This window comes from Streptomyces sp. NBC_01460, assembly GCF_036227405.1.
Taxonomy (GTDB): Bacteria; Actinomycetota; Actinomycetes; order Streptomycetales; family Streptomycetaceae; genus Streptomyces.
The window spans coordinates 7,892,966-7,913,534 of sequence record NZ_CP109473.1 but is presented as its reverse complement, the minus strand read 5'-3'; the positions used below and the strand labels follow the sequence as shown (position 1 = coordinate 7,913,534).

At 67.7% G+C, this 20,569-nt stretch carries 11 protein-coding genes; 4 read left to right on the top strand and 7 right to left on the bottom strand.

Annotated features, from left to right (window positions below; translation table 11 throughout):
* Window positions 1-87: 87 nt before the first annotated feature.
* The 3 genes from OG488_RS35325 to OG488_RS35315 are packed head-to-tail and all read right to left on the bottom strand — an operon-like array spanning window position 88 to window position 4,150.
* Window positions 88-1,260, bottom strand: a complete 1,173-nt coding sequence (locus OG488_RS35325; RefSeq protein WP_329236736.1) for a zinc-binding dehydrogenase — start codon at window positions 1,258-1,260, stop codon at window positions 88-90.
* Complete coding sequence (locus OG488_RS35320; protein WP_329236734.1) at window positions 1,257-2,813, bottom strand: flavin-containing monooxygenase; 1,557 nt, start codon at window positions 2,811-2,813, stop codon at window positions 1,257-1,259. The genes OG488_RS35325 and OG488_RS35320 overlap by 4 nt, the downstream gene beginning before the upstream one ends.
* Window positions 2,810-4,150 carry a spinster family MFS transporter gene (locus OG488_RS35315; protein WP_329236732.1) on the bottom strand — a complete coding sequence of 447 codons (1,341 nt, stop codon included), beginning with the start codon at window positions 4,148-4,150 and terminating at the stop codon, window positions 2,810-2,812. The genes OG488_RS35320 and OG488_RS35315 overlap by 4 nt, the downstream gene beginning before the upstream one ends.
* A 170-nt stretch (window positions 4,151-4,320) precedes the next feature.
* Between OG488_RS35315 and OG488_RS35310 the strand changes: the two genes are divergently transcribed.
* Window positions 4,321-5,523 carry a PucR family transcriptional regulator gene (locus OG488_RS35310; protein WP_329236730.1) on the top strand — a complete coding sequence of 401 codons (1,203 nt, stop codon included), beginning with the start codon at window positions 4,321-4,323 and terminating at the stop codon, window positions 5,521-5,523.
* Between the two features lie 139 nt (window positions 5,524-5,662).
* Here OG488_RS35310 and OG488_RS35305 read toward each other — a convergent pair whose 3' ends face one another.
* The 3 genes from OG488_RS35305 to OG488_RS35295 are packed head-to-tail and all read right to left on the bottom strand — an operon-like array spanning window position 5,663 to window position 8,825.
* Window positions 5,663-6,571, bottom strand: coding sequence for a carbohydrate ABC transporter permease (locus OG488_RS35305; protein WP_329236728.1), 909 nt, complete (start codon window positions 6,569-6,571; stop codon window positions 5,663-5,665).
* The gene (locus OG488_RS35300; protein WP_329236726.1) at window positions 6,568-7,569 is read right to left on the bottom strand and encodes a carbohydrate ABC transporter permease; all 1,002 of its coding nucleotides are present in this window, start codon (window positions 7,567-7,569) and stop codon (window positions 6,568-6,570) included. Before OG488_RS35300 ends, OG488_RS35305 begins: the two co-directional genes overlap by 4 nt.
* Complete coding sequence (locus tag OG488_RS35295) at window positions 7,566-8,825, bottom strand: ABC transporter substrate-binding protein (protein ID WP_329239231.1); 1,260 nt, start codon at window positions 8,823-8,825, stop codon at window positions 7,566-7,568. Before OG488_RS35295 ends, OG488_RS35300 begins: the two co-directional genes overlap by 4 nt.
* 678 nt (window positions 8,826-9,503) lie before the next feature.
* Between OG488_RS35295 and OG488_RS35290 the strand changes: the two genes are divergently transcribed.
* Window positions 9,504-12,152 (top strand): glycoside hydrolase family 97 catalytic domain-containing protein, encoded by a 2,649-nt coding sequence (locus tag OG488_RS35290; RefSeq protein WP_329236724.1) that lies wholly within the window; start codon window positions 9,504-9,506, stop codon window positions 12,150-12,152.
* A 472-nt stretch (window positions 12,153-12,624) separates the two neighbouring features.
* Here the strand turns inward: OG488_RS35290 and OG488_RS35285 are convergent, their stop codons facing one another.
* A complete protein-coding gene (locus OG488_RS35285; RefSeq protein WP_329236721.1) occupies window positions 12,625-14,415 on the bottom strand; it encodes a glycoside hydrolase family 27 protein in 1,791 nt (596 codons plus the stop codon).
* Window positions 14,416-15,160: 745 nt separating this feature from the next.
* Between OG488_RS35285 and OG488_RS35280 the strand changes: the two genes are divergently transcribed.
* Both OG488_RS35280 and OG488_RS35275 read left to right on the top strand, forming a co-directional pair.
* A complete protein-coding gene (locus OG488_RS35280; protein ID WP_329236720.1) occupies window positions 15,161-17,272 on the top strand; it encodes a glycoside hydrolase family 2 protein in 2,112 nt (703 codons plus the stop codon).
* Between the two features lie 180 nt (window positions 17,273-17,452).
* On the top strand, window positions 17,453-20,491 hold the full coding sequence (locus tag OG488_RS35275) for a TIM-barrel domain-containing protein (RefSeq protein WP_329236718.1): 3,039 nt from the start codon (window positions 17,453-17,455) through the stop codon (window positions 20,489-20,491).
* The last annotated feature ends 78 nt before the right edge of the window (window positions 20,492-20,569 follow it).

The following is a 20,569-nucleotide window of genomic DNA, read 5'->3' as shown; positions in this document are numbered from 1 at the left end:
TGAATTTTGGCGCACAATTCAACAAGGACGAACAAGAACACCCACATAAGACCGTCGTGACCCGAACGTGTCAAGGGGGTACGCACGTCACTGCGGAAGAATCCGGTCGGCGTCGAGTGAGGGGTCGATGAGGATCTTGGCGTGAACCTCTGGCTCGGCGAGGGTCGTGAACGCCGCCGCGACGCCGCCCAGTCCCACACGGCCGGTGACGAGGTGGGAGGCGTCCAGAGTGCCGTCGGCGAGGGCGTGCAGGGCGTCCCGGAACTCCAGTGGCGTGTACCCGACGACGAACCGCAGGTCGAGTTCCTTGTTCACGGCCAGGGAGGGCCTGAACGTGTCGGGCCCCATGCAGACCCCGACGACGACGACGCGCGAGTGCAGCGGCGCGCCGGCCAGGATGCCGTCGACCACACCGGGTACCCCGACGCACTCGAACACGACCGGGCGGTGCGGGCGGGTCCGGCCGACCGCTTCCAGTGCGCGCCACGCCGTCCACCAGGGCACGGGCAGTCGGGCCAGGCCTTCGACCGCGTCGATTCCCGCGTTGTACTCGTCGGGCATGGTGGTCATGAAGCCGTGCCCGGCCGAGGCACTCTCCCAGGGCGACTCGACCGCGGGGTCGACCACGACGTCGGCACCGCACTTCCCGGCGAGCGACCGGCGGCCCGCGGAGTAGTCGCCGGCGATGACGGTGCCGACGCCCCTGGCTTTGAGGACGGAGATGACCGCGAGGCCCACCGGACCGCAGCCGAGGACGATCGCGACGTCCTTGCGGGTCACCTCGCCACGGTTCACCGCGTGCCACGCCACCGCCATGGGCTCGGTGAGCACGGCGAGGTCGGCGGGAAGCCCATTCGGAACGGGAAGGGTCAACGCCTCCTGCACGACGACGTGCTCGGCGTACCCACCCGGGGCGAACGTGGACAGTCCGACTCCGTCGACCTGCCGTCCCCGTCTCACCAGCGGGATGCTGACGACCGGTGTGCCGGCCTTGATGGCGCCCACGCTCCACGGTCCGTGGTCGACGACCTCGCCGAAGATCTCGTGGCCGAGCACCACGGTCTGGTCGGAGCGGACGTAGCGGGGGTATCCGCACAGGTCGAGCACGTCGGCCAACTGGTCGGCGTGCAGACGGCAATGGAGATCCGAACCGCAGATCCCGCACCGCTTGACCTCGAGCAGCAGCTGGCCGGCCCCGGGGCGCGGCACCGGCAGATCGACGACTTCCAGCCGTCCCTGGGTGAGACTCGCGGCCCTCATGAGGCGTCCATGGTCACTGCCGCCTGCTGGTCCGTGGCGCGTGGCCCTGCGGCAAGGTGGTAGGCCTCCGGCTTCCACCGGACCGCCTGGCGACGGAACCGGAAGGTCCAGTCGGGATAGATGGTGGCGTTGCGCCCGTTGGCGTCCTGGTAGAACGTCCGGCAGCCGCCGAGTTCCCACACCGACTTCGCCAGCTTTCGGTCGAGGTCGTCGTTGTACGTGTCGTGTGCCCGCCGGTCCACCTCGATGGAGGTCGAACCGGAGACGTCCAGTGCCCGGACCGCGTTCTTCACGTGCTCGGCCTGCGCCTCGATCATGTAGACCATCGAGCTGTGCCCCAGACCGGAGTTGGGCCCGAGGAACATGAAGAAGTTGGGGAAGCCGGGAACGGACACACCGAGGTACGCGCGCGGTGACCCTGCCCACGCGGCGTTCATCAGCTCGCCGTCGCGGCCGCGTACCTTGTCGGCGAAAGGGATGTCGGTGACGTGGAAGCCGGTTCCGAAGACGATGGTGTCGACCTCCCGCTCGACACCGTCCGCGTCGATCACACTGTGCTCGCGAATCTCGCGCAGTGCCCGCGGTACGAGCTCGACGTTCGGCTTCTGAAGGGCGGGATACCAGGCGTTCGAAGGGACGACACGTTTGCAGCCGAGGGTGAAATCGGGGGTGAGCGCCCGGCGCAGGGACGGGTCCTTCACCTGACGCTCCAGGTGGTGACGCGCCAGGCGTTCGATCATGCCCATGAGCTTCGGCCGCTTGGCGAAGCCCAGCACCAGGAGCTCCTTGGCGACGTACACCTTGGCGCGCTCGGCCCGCTGGCGCCGCGGCCGGGCCCGGAACCGCTCACGTTCGGCGTCGGTGATCGCCCGGCCGTCGTGCGGCGTGATCCACGGGGCGCTGCGCTGGAACACGTACAGGGTGTCGACCCGGTCAGCTATCTCGGGGACGTACTGGATCGCGGAGGCGCCCGTCCCGATCGACGCCACACGCTCACCGGCGAGGTCGTGGTCGTGGTCCCAGCGCGCGGAATGCATGATCTTCCCCTGGAAGCGGTCGATGCCGGGCACCTCGGGGAGCTTGGGTTCGGTCAGGGGGCCCACCGCGCTGACGAGTACCTGCGCCGTCCAGGGCCCCGCACTCGTATGGATGTGCCAGAGCTGCTCGGCCTCGTCCCACCGGGCCTCTTCGACCTCGATCCCCGTGCGCAGGTGCGGGCGCAGTCCGAAGCGGTCGAGGCACCGTGCCAGGTACGCCTGGATTTCCGGCTGCGGGGAGTACGTCGAGGACCAGTCCGGATTCGGGGCGAAGGAGAAGGAGTACAGGTGGGACGGTACGTCGCACCTGCAGCCGGGGTAGCTGTTCGAGTGCCAGACTCCCCCGGCGTCGGTCAATCGTTCGAGGATCAGGAAGTCGGTGAACCGCGACTCCTTCAGGGCGCGCCCCAGTCCTATTCCGGAGAATCCGCTGCCGACGATGAGGACCCGCACGTGCTGGACCGCGGGGGTCTTCCCTTCCTCGTCGGCCGTCGTGGTGGTGTCCACGTGGGTCATGCTGTGGCCTCCTTGGAGAAGATCGAGTGGCGGTCTGCCCGGACGTGTCGCGAGGCGAGGAACATGCCGACGGCGGCGACCGCGAAGGCGAGCGGGACGGTGATCGTCATCGCCGCGCGCAGTCCGTGTGCGGATGCCTCCACCGCCGAAGCGGAGCCTGCGGCCAGGTGGTCGGAGAGGACTCCGACGAAGACGGGTCCGCCGGCACCTCCGAGCAGGTAGCCGACGGCGAACAGCAGACCGAGTGCGCCCGACCGCCGTTCGGGCCGGATGACATCGGCCACCACCGGGACGGCCGCCGCCAGGTAGACGATGCCGAGGAGGTAGCCCAGGCTCAGGAAGACCACCAGCTGCCACAGCGCTTCCCGGCCTGCGGCGAGGCCGACGAACGAGAACACCGCGGCACCGGCGAGGCTGACGGCCGCCACCCGGACGCGGGCCTCGGGTGACCTCCTGGCAGCCCGGTCGAGCACCCGTCCCCCCGCGAGCAGGCCGACGAGTCCGGTGACCCCGACGACGACGCCGCCGACCACGCCGGCGTCGACGAGGGAGAGGCCGTAGGAGCGCTGCAGCACCGGAGTGAGGAAGGTCCCGATCGCGTAGGCCGCGAAGTTGTACCCGGCGAAAGCGATGAGCATGCCGTACATGGAACGCACCTTCATCAGTGCGCGGAGAGATTCCTTGCGGCCCTCGCGCGGGGCGGGGCCCGCGACGCGCGCCGGGTCGGCGGCGCCGCGCTCGGGCTCGCGGATTCGCAGCACGAGGAGGGCGACGACGATGCCGGGCACCGACGCGATGAGGAACGGCGCCCGCCAGCTGTCGAACGCGACGGTGAGTCCACCGGCGGTGAGGAAGGCGAGCAGAGTGCCGATCGGGAAGCCGAGCATGAACAGGGAATGAGCTCTGGAGCGGCGTTCGCTCGGATACAGGTCCGAGAGCAGCGATCCTGTCGCCGGCGCGTAGCTGGACTCGCCGATGCCCACACCGACGCGCGAGGCGAAGAACCCCCAGAAGCTGGTCAGCAGTCCGCCGGCCGCCGTGAAGGCGCTCCACACGAAGAGCCCCCAGCCCGCGACCGCCGGGCGCGGGACCCGATCGGCCAGGCGGCCGAGGGGAATGCCCGCCAGTGCGGCGACGAGTACGAACGCCGAGGACAGGATGCCGACCTGTGTGTCGTCGAGGGCGAACTCGTCCTTGATCGGCTCCAGCACGACGGAGGGCAGCGCCCGGTCGTAGAAGTTGAGCAGGTTGCCGACGAACAGCAGCCCGAGTACATAACCCGCCGGCGAACGCGATGCGGACGCGCGGCCCGAGGGCTTCATGAGGGGACGTGCCACGGAGAGATCCCTTCGCCGTTGAAGAGTGCTCGACATGGCAGCCGGAACAAGGTCACCACGAGCTTCGCCACAGTGTCGCCGCGCAACGCCTCACGGACTACGGAGAACTGAATAGCATCGTCGTGACATTTTTGTTCCCGCGAACAAACTCCGCGTATAGGCTCTCCGCCATGGAGCACGAGACGCCCACGGCCTGGCCCGTCCTTCGGCGGATGCCGGACCTCGCCACCCTCGATGAGCCGACACGCACCGGGGTGGTCGCGGCCGTGACGCGGCTGCGCTCGCTGGGTGACGTCTTCGCGGACCGGTACCTGACCCTCGTCCGGACGCACGTCCCGGCTTACGCGGTGCTCTCGGACGACGAGGTCCGGTCGTCCGCCCGACGGTTCATGGACATCCTCGTCTCGGAGCTCTCCTCTCTGCGCGTCCCCGACGCGGCTCTCCGCGACATGCTCGGTGAGTACGCGGTCGAGCGCGCCGCCCGGGGACTTCCGCTGGACGCGCTCGCCATCGGCTACCAGTTGGGATCCCGGGAGATGCTCGCCCTGGTGGACGAGGTCGCGGCCGAAGTGGGTCTGTCCCCCGACTTCCTGCTCGCCGTTCACGACAGCACCTGGGAGTTCGCCAACGAGGCGTCCTCGGTGTTTGCCAGGGTCCAGCACGACCTCGCGCTGGAACGCGCGCACTTCGACGCCGAACGCCGCTCGGCCTACGCGGGTGGCGTGCTCAGTGGGACGCTTCCCGCCGAACGGATCAACAGCGACGCCCCTCTCTTCGGGCTCGCCCCCCAGACCGACTACGTGGCACTGGCCGCGCGGGCCGCGTCAGCCGACGACGCCGACGCGGTCCGCCGCGCCATCGCCTCGGCGGTCCGCGTACCCGCCGACCGGCTCCTGCTCGCCCAGGTCGGCGCGGTCCTCGGGTTCATCGCACCCAGAGCGCCCGAAGCCGTCGCGTGCCACCTGGTCGCCGCCGGCCCGCCGCTCCCCCTCGATCAGCTCGCGACCGGGTTCGACGACGCGGTGCTGGCGCTGGAGACCGCACGGCGATTCGCCATGTCGGGCGTCGTGCGCCTGTCAGACCTCGGGCCGCGTCCGCTCGTCCTCTCCGACGCGCGCATCGCCGAGGGCCTCGCCACACGTCACCTGGCCGCGCTCGACGCCGCAGGGCGTTCGAGCGGTGAGATCGAGGAGACCGCCCGTGCGTATCTCGACTGCGACCAGGACGTGCGGGAGGTCGCCCGCCGACTCGCCGTGCACCCGAACACCGTGCGGTACCGGGTGAATCGCTTCCAGCAGCTCACCGGGCTGGACCTCCGTCGCACCGAGGACCTGGTGACGTCGTGGTGGCTGCTGAACCGCCGGGGCACCTGACTCCTGCCCCGAGAGGTACCGCCGCCCTTGAGGGGGCGGCGGTACCTCTCGGCCGACACGTTGGCTACTCAGTGAATACGGCAGCGGGATCACACAAGCCGCTCGTCCCGGCTCACCCGCTCCCCCTTGCGCTCCCTGCTCACCCCTTGCTCGATCCGAGGGAGAGCCCTGCGATGAACTGCTTCTGCAGCAGGACGTAGACCACCAGGGTCGGGACCGCCGCGATCATGGCGCCGGCCGCGATGAGGTTCTGGTTGCTCACGAACTGCCCCTGGAGGTTGGCCAGCGCGGAAGTGACCGGGCGTTTGTCACCGGACGACATCAGCGTGATGGCCCAGAAGAAGTCGTTGTAGATCCAGGTCGTCAGCAAGGTGGCCAGCGCGGCCAGGGCAGGCCGGCACAGGGGAACCGTGAGTCGCCAGAATCGGGTCCACAGGCTGGTCCCGTCCACAAGCGCGGCTTCGTACATCTCACCCGGGATGGACTTCATGTAGTTGCTCAGGACGAAGACGCAGAACCCCAGCTGGAAGGCCACGTTGATCGCGATGAGGCCGAAGGCGGAGTTGTACATCAGCCCGCTGTCCGCGAGGAAGGACGGCAGCGGGATCTTCAGGTACATCCGGAACAACGGCGTGATGATCACTTGCTGGGGCAGCAGGTTCCCGGCTGTGAACAGGATGAGCAGGGCCACGTTGACCTTGACGTTCACCCTGGTCAGGACGAAGGCCGCACCGGAGGCCAGGAGGAGCACGATGACGACCGCCGGCACCGTGATCAGGATCGAGTTCCAGAAGAACCGGCCCATGTCCGCCTGGGTCCAGGCGTCGCCGAAGTTGCTCAGTGTCAGCTCGTGCGGGAGCGAGACGTACCCGTGCTTTCGCGTGTCGGAGTACGGGCGTACCGCGATGTAGAGCGCGAACAGGATCGGCAGCAGCCACAGGACGGACGCGCTGACGAGGAAGATCTGGGAGAGCAGCTGCCCCCGCGGGCGTCCTGTACGCAACCCGCCCGTCGGGGCCGCGGTCCCTGGCAGCGTCTCGGAGCTCACGGTGTTTCCTCCTTGCGGAAGGTCTGGTGGAGGAAGAGGCCGATCGGCACCAGTGAGATCAGGAGGAGCACGACGCCCAGCGCGGACCCGAAGCCGACCCGCTGGGTCTCACCGACGATGTTGGCGGTGACCAGGACCGACAGCAGCTCCAGGCCGTTGATGCCCTTGTTGGTGATGTAGACGAGGTCGAACGCCCGGAGCGACTCGATGACCGTGATGACCATGATGACGATGTTGATCGGCTTCATGGCCGGGAAGACGACCTGCCAGAACGTCTGCCAGGCGTTGGCGCCGTCCATCCTGGCGGCTTCCCGAAGGGTCGGGTCGACCGCCTTCAGGCCCGCCAGGTAGAGGACCATCACGTACCCCGCCTGCCGCCAGGCGGCCTCCAGGAGGACGGCCCACAGGTTCAGGTCCGGGTTGCCGAGCCAGTCGATGGCGTTGTCGTCGCCGGCGCGCCCGATGACCGTGTTGATCACCCCGTAGTTCTGCGAGTACATGAACTCCCAGATGATGCCGACGAGCGCCAGCGAGAGCATGACCGGCAGGAAGAGGATGCTCTGGTACATGCGGCTGCCGCTGATGCCACGGTCGATGACCACGGCGAACAACATCCCGAGTGGGGTGGCGATCACGACGAAGACGGCCAGCCAGATGAGGTTGTGCTGGACCGCGGGCCAGAACTCCGGATAGTTGGTGGCGGCTTGGTGGTAGTTCTGGACGCCGTTCACACAGCCGTTGTTGAGGATCGACGGAAGCGCGGGGTCACAGGCTTCGGTACGAAGGTCACCGACACCGTTCCACCGCGTGAAAGACAGCAGCACGGTGCCGAGCGCCGGCAGCCACACGAAGGACAGGCTGAGCAGCAGGGGAACGAAGAGAAGCAGGGCGGCGACGAGACGGTCGCGGGGGGCCAGGTGCCGGACGCCTCGCCTCCGCCGGGTGGGCGGCGCACCGGGGGGTGCGGGCGCCCGATGTGTGCGGGTCATGGTGCTCATCCGGTGTAGATCGCCTTCGCCTGGGACTCGGCGCTCTTCTGCAGCGACGCGATGCCGCTGGTGCTGGGGTCGCCTATGAACTTCTGGATGAGGGAGATCATCGCGGTGGCCATGGCGGGGTCGGCGTCTCGGTCCATGAACTGGGCGACGGCCTTGCACTTGGCGATCTCGTCCACCGACTTCTTCTGGATGGCGTTGTACGTCGGGACCGACAGGCCCTTGGCCAGACCGACGTCCCACTGATCGGTCTTGAGGTACTCGGCCTCGGCCTCGCCCGTGCCGATGTACTCCAGAACGGCCTTGGCCGCTGCGGGGTTCTTGGCCTTCTTGCTCAGCATGAAGCCGTCGGTGGGCGCGTCCATGTAGTCCTGGCCCCACTTCGGGTTGATCGCGGGGAAGGGGAAGAAGTCCAGGTCGCCCAGGTCGGCCTTGTCGCTGACGAACTGCGCGGCCACCTGGTTGGTGCCCTGGAACATCATTCCGGCCTGCTTGGATTCCAGAGTCTTCGCCGCGTCCTGCCAGATCCGGCCGTTGGCACCGCTCTGTACGTACGGCATCATCTCGGCCCAGTGCTGGAAGACGTTGTGCACGCCCTGATCGGTCCAGGGGATCTCGTGCTTCATCAGCTTGACGTGGTAGTCGTAGCCGTTGATCCGCATGTCGAGGATGTCGAACGTGCCCAGCGCCGGCCAGCCGTCCTTGTCCCCGAACGCGATGGGGATGAGACCGTCGGACTTCATCTTCTTGCACAACGTCAGGTACGCGTCCCAGGTGGTCGGGACGGTGTAGCCGTTCTTCGCGAACAGGCTCTTCCGGTAGAACACGACCCAGGGGTAGTTGTAGAGGGGCACGAAGTACTGGTGTCCGTCGAGGCCGGTGGAGAGCTGCTTCGCGACGGGACCGAAGTTGCCGCCGATCTTCTCCCACACGTCGTCGATCGGCTCGGCCAGCCCCTGGGCGGCGAAGTACTGCATGCGGTAGCCGGCGAACCAGGTGAAGAGGTCGTCCGGTGTGCCCTGCAGATAGCTGGTGATGTTCTGCTGGAAGGAGTTGTGGTCAACGGTGTTGATCTTGATTTTCACCTTGCTCGACGCCGTCGCGGACTCGGTGAGCGTGGCGAAGGCCGCCTTGGTCGCGGGATCCGAGTAGTTGGATCCGAAGGTGACCGTGCTGCCCGCCACGGGGCCGGACGACTTGTCCGAAGCATTCGATTCCGAGTCGTCCGCACAAGCCGAGAGCAGTCCTCCTGCGGCCACCGTCAGTCCGGCGGCACCCACGCCACGGAGTACGCCTCTGCGCGTGTAACTGGAACGGGCAACGTCGTTCCGAGGGTCGACAACCGACATTGTGTCTCCATGACGTGAGTAAGTGAGTGAGGAGCGACGACGAGGGAAATCGCGGCCGGAGCGAACCCCGCCCGCACCAATCCGGCCAGTTCCAACAGAAGCCACCAAGTTGCAACGCAATCGATCGCAGCCGTAGTTCTACGCCGCCCCCGCAACCCCGTCAACGTTCCCCACCACAAACAACATTGGTATCCCGCACAGGCGGAGGAGTGATCCTTCACCGCCCACGACGACGCACCCGCCGTCACCAAGAGGCGTCCCGCAGAACCGAGTTGATGGACACCGCAGGTCAAAGGGGAGGCCGACCTCGCGCGACGCGAGCAAACGGCACATGACGCCGACCAGAGAAAGGGCTTTCCCTCTTTTCCCGCGCACACCTACGCTTTCTCCTCCCACCGGAGAAGTCGCTTGCCAGCGGGGACATTCCACACCCGATCCGGCACTACGGCCACGGTGGAGAACGTGGCCGGATCATGCGCACGACCGCGCACTAGCCGCTTTCTGCCCATTCTCGCGCGAAGCATTGACGCTGAATCAAACACAACTACACACTGTGGCGCACTATCCCCCATCTAAGGAATGCGACGCATGCGCGAAGGGAAATTCAGAACCGCGCTCCTGTCCACGTACGCGCTGACAGCCGCTCTGGCCGCCGCCGTACTCCCAGCAGTTCCCACTCACGCCGCGGCTGCCGCCCCGGTCACGACCTGGACGGTCACCGGCCCGACCTCAGGTTCGCCGGTATCCGCACAGGTCAGCCTCCACGCCGACGGCGGGGAGCTGAGTTTCGGGGTGTCCCGACTCGGAACGACCGTGCTGAGCCCGGCCCTCATCGGCATCGACACCACTGCCGCCGACCTTTCCAAGGACCTTGCCTTCACCGGACGTCAGGACCGGACGGTCACCGAGTCGTACACGATGACGACCGGCAAGAAGCGCACCCAGCAGACCGCGTACACCCAGACGACCCTGTCCTTCACCGGCGCCGGCGGCGCACGACTGGACGTCGTGGTGCGGGTGTCGAGCACCGGTGCCGCCTACCGTTACACGCTGCCCGGCTCGGGCAGCGTGACGGTCGAGCGGGAGGCGTCGTCCTGGGCGGTGCCCACGTCGGCGAACGCCTGGGTCGTTCCTGGTCACCGTGAGGACCAGGGCCAGTGGCTCCGCACGACCGCGGGCGCAGCTCCGGCGGGCGACTACGCCGTGCCCGCGCTCTTCCAGGTCGGGTCGAACTACGCGCTGCTGGCGGAGACCGACCTCGACGGGCGCTACGCCGGCAGCCGGCTCACCCACCAGGCCGGATCGGGCACCTACTCCACCAAGATCACGAATGCGCCGGTCACCGCGACTCTGCCGCTGTCCACCCCCTGGCGCACCGCCGCCGTCGGCGACCTGGCGGCCGTCACCACCTCCACGCTCGTCGACGACCTCGCACCGCCGTCCAAGGTGAGTGACACCTCATGGATCAAGCCGGGAGCCTCCGCCTGGTCCTGGCTGACCGAGCACTCCAGCCCTTCCGACCCCGCCCGGCAGCGGAAGTACATCGACTTCGCCCAGCACCACGGCTGGGACTACGTCCTGGTCGACGAGGGCTGGCAGTCGAGCTGGATGCCTGACCTCGTGGACTACGCCGACGCGCGTGGAGTCAAGCTGATCGCCTGGTTCAACTCCTCTGCCCTCCAGACGGCCGAGCAGCGCGAACGGTGGCTGCCCCTCGTGAAGAGCTGGGGCGTGGCGGGGGTGAAGATCGACTTCAGCTACGAGTACACCCAGCCCACCCTCAAGTGGTACGACACCGTGCTCGCCCGGACCGCCCAGCTCGAACTGCTCGTCAACTTCCACGGGGCCGCAACGGCGCGTGGCATGCAGCGCACCTGGCCGCACGTCATGACCGGAGAGGCCGTCTACGGCGCGGAGCAGCAGAACAACAGGGCGGCGCGTAACACCGTGCTTCCGTTCACCCGCAACGTCGTCTCCAGCATGGACTTCACCCCCGTCGTCTTCAGTCTGAGCAACCGGGACACCACGGACGCCCACGAACTGGCGACCGCGGTCGTCTTCGAGTCGGGCTGGCAGCACTACGCGGACAACCCCGAGAGCTACCAGTCGCGGCCGGAAGCGCTGCGCATCCTGGACCAGCTCCCCACGGCCTGGGACGAGACCCGGCTGCTCGCCGGCTCGCCGGGCCAGGAGACCTACATGGCCCGCAGGGCGGGCGGCAGGTGGTACGTCGGCGGTATCTCGGCCGTCGCCGCGAAGACGTTCCAGTCACCGCTGAGCTTCCTCGGCGGCGGCCAGTGGCTGCTGGAGACCGTCCGCGACGGCCCCGGACCGCTCGTCCGGGAGACCAGGGTGGTCACCGCAGGGGACACCCTGTCCGTGCCGTTGCAGCGCAACGGCGGCTTCGCTTCCGCTGTGTGCCCGTACACCGCGGGAATGACGACCTGCGGCTCACCCGACTCCGACGGCCTGCTCAAGGGGCAGGAGTCCGGTCTGTGCGTCGACGTGCCCAACAGCACCCAGACCAACGGGACCGACGTCAGGCTCGCGGACTGCAACGGCGACTCCAACCAGCTCTGGACACAGAACGCCTCGCGTCAGCTCACGGTGTTCGCCGGCAAGTGCCTGGACGTCGACGGCGGAGCGACAGCCGACGGGACAGCGGTACAGATCTGGGACTGCAACAGCAGTGGTGCCCAGCAATGGTCCGTGAACTCCGACGGCTCCGCCGTCAATCCGATGTCGGGCAAGTGCCTGACCGCCCGTGACCACGGTACGGCCGACGGCACGGCTCTCGTGATCCGCGGCTGCGACGGTGGAGCCCACCAGAAGTGGGCGCGCGGCGCCGCGACCGGCCTGGTCAAGGGACAGGGCTCGCAACGCTGCCTGGACGTGCCCAACAACGAGACGGGCAACGGCACCAGGCCGGCACTGTGGGACTGCAACGGCGGGGCCAACCAGACCTGGACGTCGACGGCTTCCAACCAGCTCAGGGTCTACCCCACCGAGTGCCTTGACGTCAGCGGCGGGGCGACCGTCGACGGAAGCGCCGTCGTCATCACGGACTGCACCGGCGCGACGAGTCAGAAGTGGCGCGTCATGTCCAGTGGCGCGATCGTCAACGTGGCGTCCGGCAAGTGCCTGGACGCGTACGAGGGCGGCACCGTGAACGGCACCCAGGCGATCATCTGGCCGTGCAACGGCGCCGCCAACCAGCGGTGGGTCCATCCCGGCTGACCGACCACATGACTCCGGTGTCGCCGCGGGAGGTGGTGGCACCGGGACCGGCCGCGGTACCGGGCCGGTGACGGCGGCGGGGCGCGATGCCGAAGCGCTCTGCCGCCGTTCTTTGCGAGAGGTGGCACCACCCGGGTGACCTGCCAGGATGAGCCGGATCCGCACAACGTGTACGCGTGGGCATCGCGCGCCCGGACCGTACGTGGCGCGGTCCACGCAGGTGACGCCCCCGGCACTCTCTTCCCCCCTGACTCAGCTGGTGCCGCTGACTCAGCAGACCCTCCGTCGGCAGGCCACGTCGTACGAGCTGCTGCGGCGGCCGTCCACGCGGCCCTCCTGTCTCCGTACCGCCTCGCCGGCTCCCGTCCGTTCCAGGCACCCGGTCGTACGCTCGTAGCGGCCCACACAGGCCGGTGCCCCGGTCGCTGGAGGGCGACCGGGGCACTGTTGTCCTATCGATCGGGGGCCTGGTTCAGCGGCCGTCCCACGACCACTTCTGGCCGTCGGTGCCGTTGCAGGTCCAGAGCTGAAGCTCGGTACCGTTCGCGGTCTTTCCGCCCTTCACGTCCAGGCACAGGCCGGACCTCTGGGCGACGATGGTGCCGTCGCTCTTCACCGTCCACTTCTGCGACGTGCCGCCGTGGCAGTTCCACTGCGAGACCCTGGTTCCGGGAGTGGTCCCGTTCCCGAAGACGTCGAGGCATTCCGTTGCGCCCATGGTGCGCAGCTCACCACTGGAGGTCGGCGTGATCAGCTGGTTCAGGCCGTCGTTGCAGTCCCAGATCTGCGTCTTGGTGCCGGGGAGGTAGACGTTGCCGTCGATGTCGATGCACTTGCCGGTCTGGGCGCTGACCAGTGCGCCGGTGCCGCCCGTCCCGGAGGCGGCCACCGCCGAGATGAGGGCGACCCCGCCGGGGGCCACGCTGGTGGTGTAGGTGCTGACGGTGCCCAGCGGCTTGTCGTTGTTGATCATGTCGGTGATCTTCGCCGAGCCGCTGATCCCGAGCTTGGCCAACGGGAGGCTGAAGGTGTGGCTGGAGGTGGTGTCCGTGTTGAACACACCGATGTACCAGGTGCCGTTCTTCTCACGCTTGGCGAAGACCTGCTGGTTGCCGTCCTTGATCACCCGAGCGGCGGGAATGCCGTCCTGGTCGATCGCGATAAGCCTCTTGTTGGCCAGCAGTGCCTTGTCGGCCGGGTCGAGATCCGTCAGGTCGGCACCCAGCATGTACTGGGAGCTGGCCAGCGCCCACAGTGCCATGTTCGTCTGCCGCTGGGGCGGGGTGATGCCGTCGTCGTCACCGTTGCCGACGCCAAAGGAGTCCAGGTCGTTCCAGCCTCCCTTCCTGGCGTACGGCTGGTACGTGGCCGCGTCGTCGAACCGCTCGAAGACCTTCTCCCAGTTGGTGAGCGGGAAGCTGTAGCCCTTCGGGCTGGCCCCGATGTCACCGTCGATCCGCCAGGAGTTCGACAGGTCCGACCAGGTGGAGGAGGCGGACAGACTGGCGGACAGGTTCAGAGCGATCGGCCGGCCTGTCTTCTCCAAGGCCTTGGACCAGGCCCTGACGTCGTCCGTCTTCGAGGGGCCGACCCCGTCCAGCTTCAGGTAGTCCACGCCCCAGTCGGCGAACTGCTGGGCCCAGGAGTCGATGAACTCCTGCGCTCCGGGCTTGCTGAAGTCGATGTTCCGCATGCCCTTGCAGTTGAAGTTGCTCGCACTGCTCGTCATGGCGATCTGGTCCGCGGTGTACGACGTGCCCTTGATCTTCGTCTTCTTCGCCACCGCCTGGGCGGAGATGCCCGGCGTCACGTACAGGCCGTACTTCAGGCCCTTGCCGTGCACGTAGTCCCCGAGGACGTGCATGCCGTCCTTGGAGCCGCTCCCCGGAAACAGTGATTCGTCCGTCACCCAGCGGCCGTCGGAGTCCACGTCAGGGCCCTGACTGCCCGGGCACTTGTACCAGAAGTCGTCCATGTTGGCGTAGTCGTAGCCGAGGTCCTTCAGCCCGCTCGACACGAGGGCGTCCACCTGCGCCTTGAACTTCCCTGCTGTGGGGTCCCGCTGGAGGAACCCCCAGCCGCTCCAGCCCATCAACGGCGCGTCGACCGCGATGCCGTTGTCCAGCAGAGGCGCTACGACCCCCGCCGGCGCCTCAGCCGAAACGGCGGGGGCCACGGGCGTCGGTGACGCCACCGCCTGCGGCATCGCCAGACCCGCGCCTGTCGTGGCGGCGAGCGCCAGCACCATCCATCGAGATTTCATCGGTCCTCATCTTCCGTTCGTAGGAGCGCGTGACTGCAGGGACAGCGCGCAGGAATCACGGGAGGAGCTCTCGTCCTCGCAGAAGGCCGACATGGCCCTCGCACGGCTCCAGGTCCACCTGGGCATGCACGGGCGGACCGTCAGCGGCAGGCAGGCGGTGTGACCCCATCGCACAGCGTCTGGGCACATGCCGATACACACCTGGGGTGGCGAACGGCCGGGCAGACCCGCAGAGAGGAGTTCGTGTTCCGACCGGGACTCATATGCAGCAACGGAGCCGGAACACGGTGGAGTTGATCGCGCGCTGGTCGTGCTCATCCGGCGCGACGAGCTGACCTCACCCAGCGAGGACGATGGTGGACAGTGTGCTGTCTCGTCTCTTTTTTCGTCAAGCCTCAAGACAACCAAACAGTTCACAACACGCCAGCTGAGCTCTAAGCTGCAGGCCGAACCGTTGACCCCGCCCCCTCCCGTCGGCACCCCGCCCGCCGACTGCAGCGACACCACAAACGGTTCCCCCACGCCCACCGTTCACTCACCTGAACACAGCCTGCGCCCAAAGTTCGAACTCGCACCCTCTGCAGCAGGGTTGACCCTGCACTCTCACCAGGCCTAGCCTCGCCGCTTGTCAGGGTTCATGTGAGAGATCTTCGTTCACATACATAACCACCCACGCCCCGGATGCCGCACGGAAGGCGAACAGTGGCCGGGAGGGCATCCCCCACACCTCCAGGGAAGGCACGCCATGAAGGAACTTTCCAGCAGGCGGCAGGTTCTGGGCGCCATGGCAGGAGGCGTCGTCGCCGCCTTCGCCGGCGGCGGCCCAGCTGCAGCCGCCCAGACCTACGACCCACCCGCCTTACGTACCCGGCTGAGCCTCAACTCCGGCTGGCGGTTCCACAAAGGCGACGCCGCGGGTGCCCAGGCCGTCGGCTTCGACGACGCGGCATGGAGCGCGACCGGCGTGCCGCACACCTGGAACGCCTCGGACGGCGCGGACGGCGGCAACAACTACTACCGAGGTATCGGCTGGTACCGCAAGCACGTCACCGTGCCGGCAGACCTATCGGGCAGAATGCTCTTCCTCCAGTTCGCCGGGGCCAACCAGGTGGCTGACGTCTGGGTCGACGGAGTCCACCTCGGCCGGCACCGAGGCGGGTACGCGCGCTTCCGGTTCGGCGCCACAGAGGCGCTCACTCCGGGCAAGGACAACGTGATCGCGGTCAGGGTGACGAACGCCCCCGACCCCGACATCGCCCCGCTGGACGCGGACTACACGTTCCAGGGCGGCATCTACCGCAACGTCAGCCTCTACGCGATCGACAGACTCGCGGTGCGGATGCTGGACTACGCCGGCCCTGGCGTCTATCTGCGTCAGCGGAGCGTCACCACCGCCTCAGCGACGGTCGACGTCACAGCGAAGATCTTCAACAACAACAGCACCAGTCGCTCCGTGGTGGTGCGAGCCATCGTCACCGACACCGACGGCGCGATCGTGGCGGACAGAAGCAGCGCCACGCAGACGGTCAGGGCCGGCAGCGGCCTTGACGTCCTACAGACACTGACCATCGCCACACCGCGTCTGTGGAACGGTCTGGCCGACCCCTATCAGTACAGCGCCCACATCGAGGTCCGGGACGCGGCCGACGGAACAGTCAGGGACGTGGTCACCGAGCCGCTGGGCCTGCGCCACTTCAGCCTTGACGCGAACAACGGATTCTCGCTCAACGGCAAGCATCTGAGCCTGCACGGCGTCAACATTCACCAGGACCGCGCCCAGGACGGCTGGGCCGTCGACGACGCCGACCACGCACAGGACTTCACACTCATCAAGGAACTCGGTGCCACCGCGGTGCGGATGGCGCATTACCAGCACGACCAGAAGAACTACCACCTCACGGACGAGGCCGGCGTGGTCGTGTGGGCGGAGATTCCCCTGGTCAATCACATCACCAGCTCCGCGGCCTTCACCACGACCACGCGCGACCAGCTGCGCGAACTGATCCGGCAGAACTACAACCACCCCTCGATCGTCTTCTGGGGCATCGGCAACGAGCAACGCTCCGACGACACTCCCACCAACACACTGCTGGCGGAGCTCGCCGAGCTCGTCAGGAGCGAGGACCCGGACCGCATCAGCACCTACGCGAACAACCTCGGCAACAACGCCAAGGTGGCCGGCCACGCGGACACCGTCGCGTACAACAAGTACTTCGGCTGGTACGGGGGTTCCTACAACGACCTGGGCGGCTGGGCCGACAGTCTGCACAAGGCCGATCCCGATCGCACCTTCGCGGTCTCCGAGTACGGCGCCGGAGCGAACCCCGCCCAGCACGCCCTCAACCCGTCGGCGCCCAGCGCGGGCGGCTCGTTCCACCCGGAGGAGTACCAGGCGCTGCTCCACGAGGCTTCCTGGAAGCAGTTCGCCGCCCGGCCGTTCGTCTGGGGCACGTTCGTGTGGAACATGTTCGACTTCGCCTCCGACGGGCGGAACGAGGGCGGCAGGCCCGGCATCAACGACAAGGGCCTGGTCACCCACGACCGGGCGACCCGCAAGGACGCCTTCTACTGGTACAAGGCGAACTGGGCCTCCACGCCCACGCTCCACATCACCAGCCGGCGCTGGACCTCACGTACCGAGCCCGTGACCGAGCTGAAGGTCTACTCCAACGCCGCGCAGGTCACCGCCGTCCTCAACGGCTCCTCGCTGGGCACCAGGAGCAGCACGGACCGCATCTTCACGTGGACGGGTGTGACCCTGCGCCCGGGGTCCAACACCGTCTCGGTCAGAGCATCCATCGGCGGGTCCACCTGCACCGACACCGTCACCTGGACACTCGCCGGAACAACGGACTGAGCCGGCAACGGTTTCGTGCGCGCGCCGTCCCGGCGAGCCCGCCCCGGCCGCCGCAGACGTGACGACGCACCGACGGCGACTGCCCTACCCGTCGGGTGCTGTGCACTCCCCCATGTACCCGCGCACCGCATGTGTAAGAACACTGCTCCGCCCCGGACGGCCACCCGCATTGGAGACACCATGAAACGCGATCAGATCAAGCGCCGGGCCCTGCTCTCGACAGCCGCAGGGGTGCTGGCCGCCGGCGCGGTCACCACGTTGCCGCAGCACGCCTACGCTGCCGCCGACGAGCGGGAACAACTCGGCGACTACGCCTCACACACCACCGAGGGCCGCAACATCACGGTCACCAGCGTGACCGGTCAACGACTGCGACTCACCCCCTACGGCGACCAGATGGTCAGGGTGCGCGCGGCCCGCGCCGGAGAGGACTTCTTCTCCGACACCCGCTACGAGATGGTCCAGCCTCAGAGCCACACGTCTCTGGGCGGCAGTCTGACCGTCAAAGTCAACACGAACACCCTCGAGTTCAACACCTCCGCGGGCAACGGCCTGCGCATCGTTCTCCAGAAGAAGCCGCTGCGTCTGGAGTTCTACGCGCGGGACACCGGAGCCCTGCTGGCGAAGGAGGACTCCACACGCAGCATCACCTGGAGCGGCACGAACCACTCCGTCACCACCGGTGCGTTCGTCCCGCCACCCGCCGAGGAGCGCTTCCTCAAGGCGGGACATGGTGTACTCGGCCGCACACCACGGCTCGACCGCACCGGCGACACGGTCTCCCACAACTACGCCGACGCGGCGGCTGCGGCCGACAACCCCAACAATCAGGCGCCCGCGATCGTGCCGTTCTACCTCTCCAGCAAGGGGTACGGCGTCTTCTTCAACACCACGTTCGACACGACCTTCAGCTTCGGCGGGACCAACGGCTACTCATTCTTCGCCGACGCTCACGACGCCGCGGGCGTACGTCCTCAGCTGGACTACTTCCTGGTCAACGGGCCCCGGTTCGCGCAGCTCCTCGACCGTTACACCCAGCTCACCGGCCGCCCGCGACTGCCCCAGCTCTCCATCTTCGGCCTCCACATGTCCGACAAGAGCTTCGCCTCCGAGAGCAACCAGGCCTGGTGGCGCGAGAAGGTCGGCCTGCACCGCGCGGCGGGGTTCCCCTTCGACCACCAGGTCAATGACAACCGCTGGCGCGAGGGCTCGGGCTCCTGGTCCGGCTCATGGTTCGAGTTCAGCGACGAGCGCTGGCCCGACCCTGCCGGCTACCAGAAGTGGGCGTCCGAGAACGGCGTCACGGTGACCTTGGACTACAACCGCAACAACACCAACGAGATGGCGGGGTGGAAGGGCGGTCCACCTCCTGGTTACAGCATTGCGGCAGCTGACCTCCAGAAGGTGAAGGAGAACAATTCCGTTCCCGACTGGAGCAATCCCGACGCCCGCGCCTGGGTGTGGAAGGTCTTCTGGGACAAGGCTCTCGACCCGTCCCTCGGTTTCCCCGGCGACGCCCTGTGGATCGACGAGACCGACGACCTCGGAGGAATCCCGTACACGGCGCGCATGGCGGACGGCCGCACATGGGCCGAGGACCGCAACGCCTACTTCCTGAACCTGCACAAAGGGGTCGGCGAGGAAGGCTGGGATCCTTCGGGAGCCGGGCACATCGGATCGGCCAAGCGCCCCTGGACGTGGAGTCGCGGTGCCACCGCGGGCCAGCAGCGCTACGGGCACTACTGGACGGGTGACATCAGCCAGACCTACGACGAGATGCGGAACCAGATCCGGGGCATGCAGACGGCCGGCCTCGGCGGCTTCCCCTTCGCCAACATCGACGGCGGCGGCTTCGAGGGCGGCACGGTCTCCGACGCCTTCTACCGGAACTGGCCCGTCGCCTGGTCCAGCCTCTCCCCGATCTGGCGCCCTCACACCTCGGCCTCGGTCAAGGACCACGGCAAGAAGGCGTCGCGCTGGCCACTCGACCAAAGTACGCAAGCGCAGGCCGAGTTCGCGAAGTACAGTCACCTGCGATACAGCCTGATGCCGTACATCTACACGCTCGCCCACCAGGCTTCCGCCACCGGTATGCCGATGGCGAGGGCCATGGTGATCGACTACCAGGACCGGACCCGGGCCTACAGCCGCGACCTGCAGTACCTGTGGGGCCCCTCCCTCCTCGTCGCCCCCCTGACCTCCGACGGCGGGGCCGTCCAACAGGTCTGGCTGCCCGCGGGAGTCCGCTGGTACGACTTCTGGACGGACGCCAAGCACACCGGGTCCGACACCACGGATCTCTCCTACACCACCCGCACCGGCGAAGCACCGCTTTTCGTCAAGGCCGGGGCGATCCTGCCCAAGTACCCGTACGCGCAGAGCACCGCCTACCTCACCAAGCGGCAGCTCGAGGTGGATGTCTACGCAGGGGCCGACGGCGTGTTCGAGCTGGTCGAGGACGACGGGGTGACCGAGGAGTACCGAACCGCCAGGAAGACGAGCGTCACCCGGCTCACTTTCACGGACTCCTCCTCCCGCGTCGTCATCGCACATCCGCAGGGAACGTACGACGGCGCACCCGGCGGACGTCGCTACGTCGTCCGCATCCACGGCTGGGAAAGTCCGGTGGGAATGCGGGTCAACGGTGGTTCCACCCTGCCCGCCTTCACCAGCGAGGCGGCGGCCCTCCTGAGTGACAGGGGCACCGGATGCGCATGGGACGCGGGGGCGAAGGTCCTCAGTGTCGTCACACCGGTGATACCCGCATCCATGGGCAGCGGCAACGCCGCCACCATCGAACCCAGCGGCGCCTCCTTCCCCCAGGTCGGCGGCGGCACTGTCCATCAGGCCGAAACCGCGCGGCTCGACAGCGCCTACGTCATCGACACCGTCCACCCCGGCTATACCGGCACCGGCTACGCCGACTCCACCGGAGGCTCCGCGGCGGGATCCACCCTCGCCTGGACGGTCGCGGTCCCGGCAGCCGGCAGGAAGCAGCTCACCATCCGCTACGCCAACGGCGGCAGCACGGACCGCCCCTTGGCCATCGACGTCAACGGAACGAAGCGCGGCACCCTCGCCATGCCACCCACCGGCGGCTGGGACACCTGGGCGTCGGCCTCCCTCACCGCGGACCTTCCGCAAGGGGAGAACGTCACCGTTCGCGCGACTCTCACCCAGTCGCAGGGCGCGAACATCGACAGCTTGACCGTGCTTTAGCGAGAACCGCCCGCACCGTAGTCGACTGTCGCCTCAGACGCTCGACCACGGTGCGGTAACCGGGCCGGCCGAAACCTC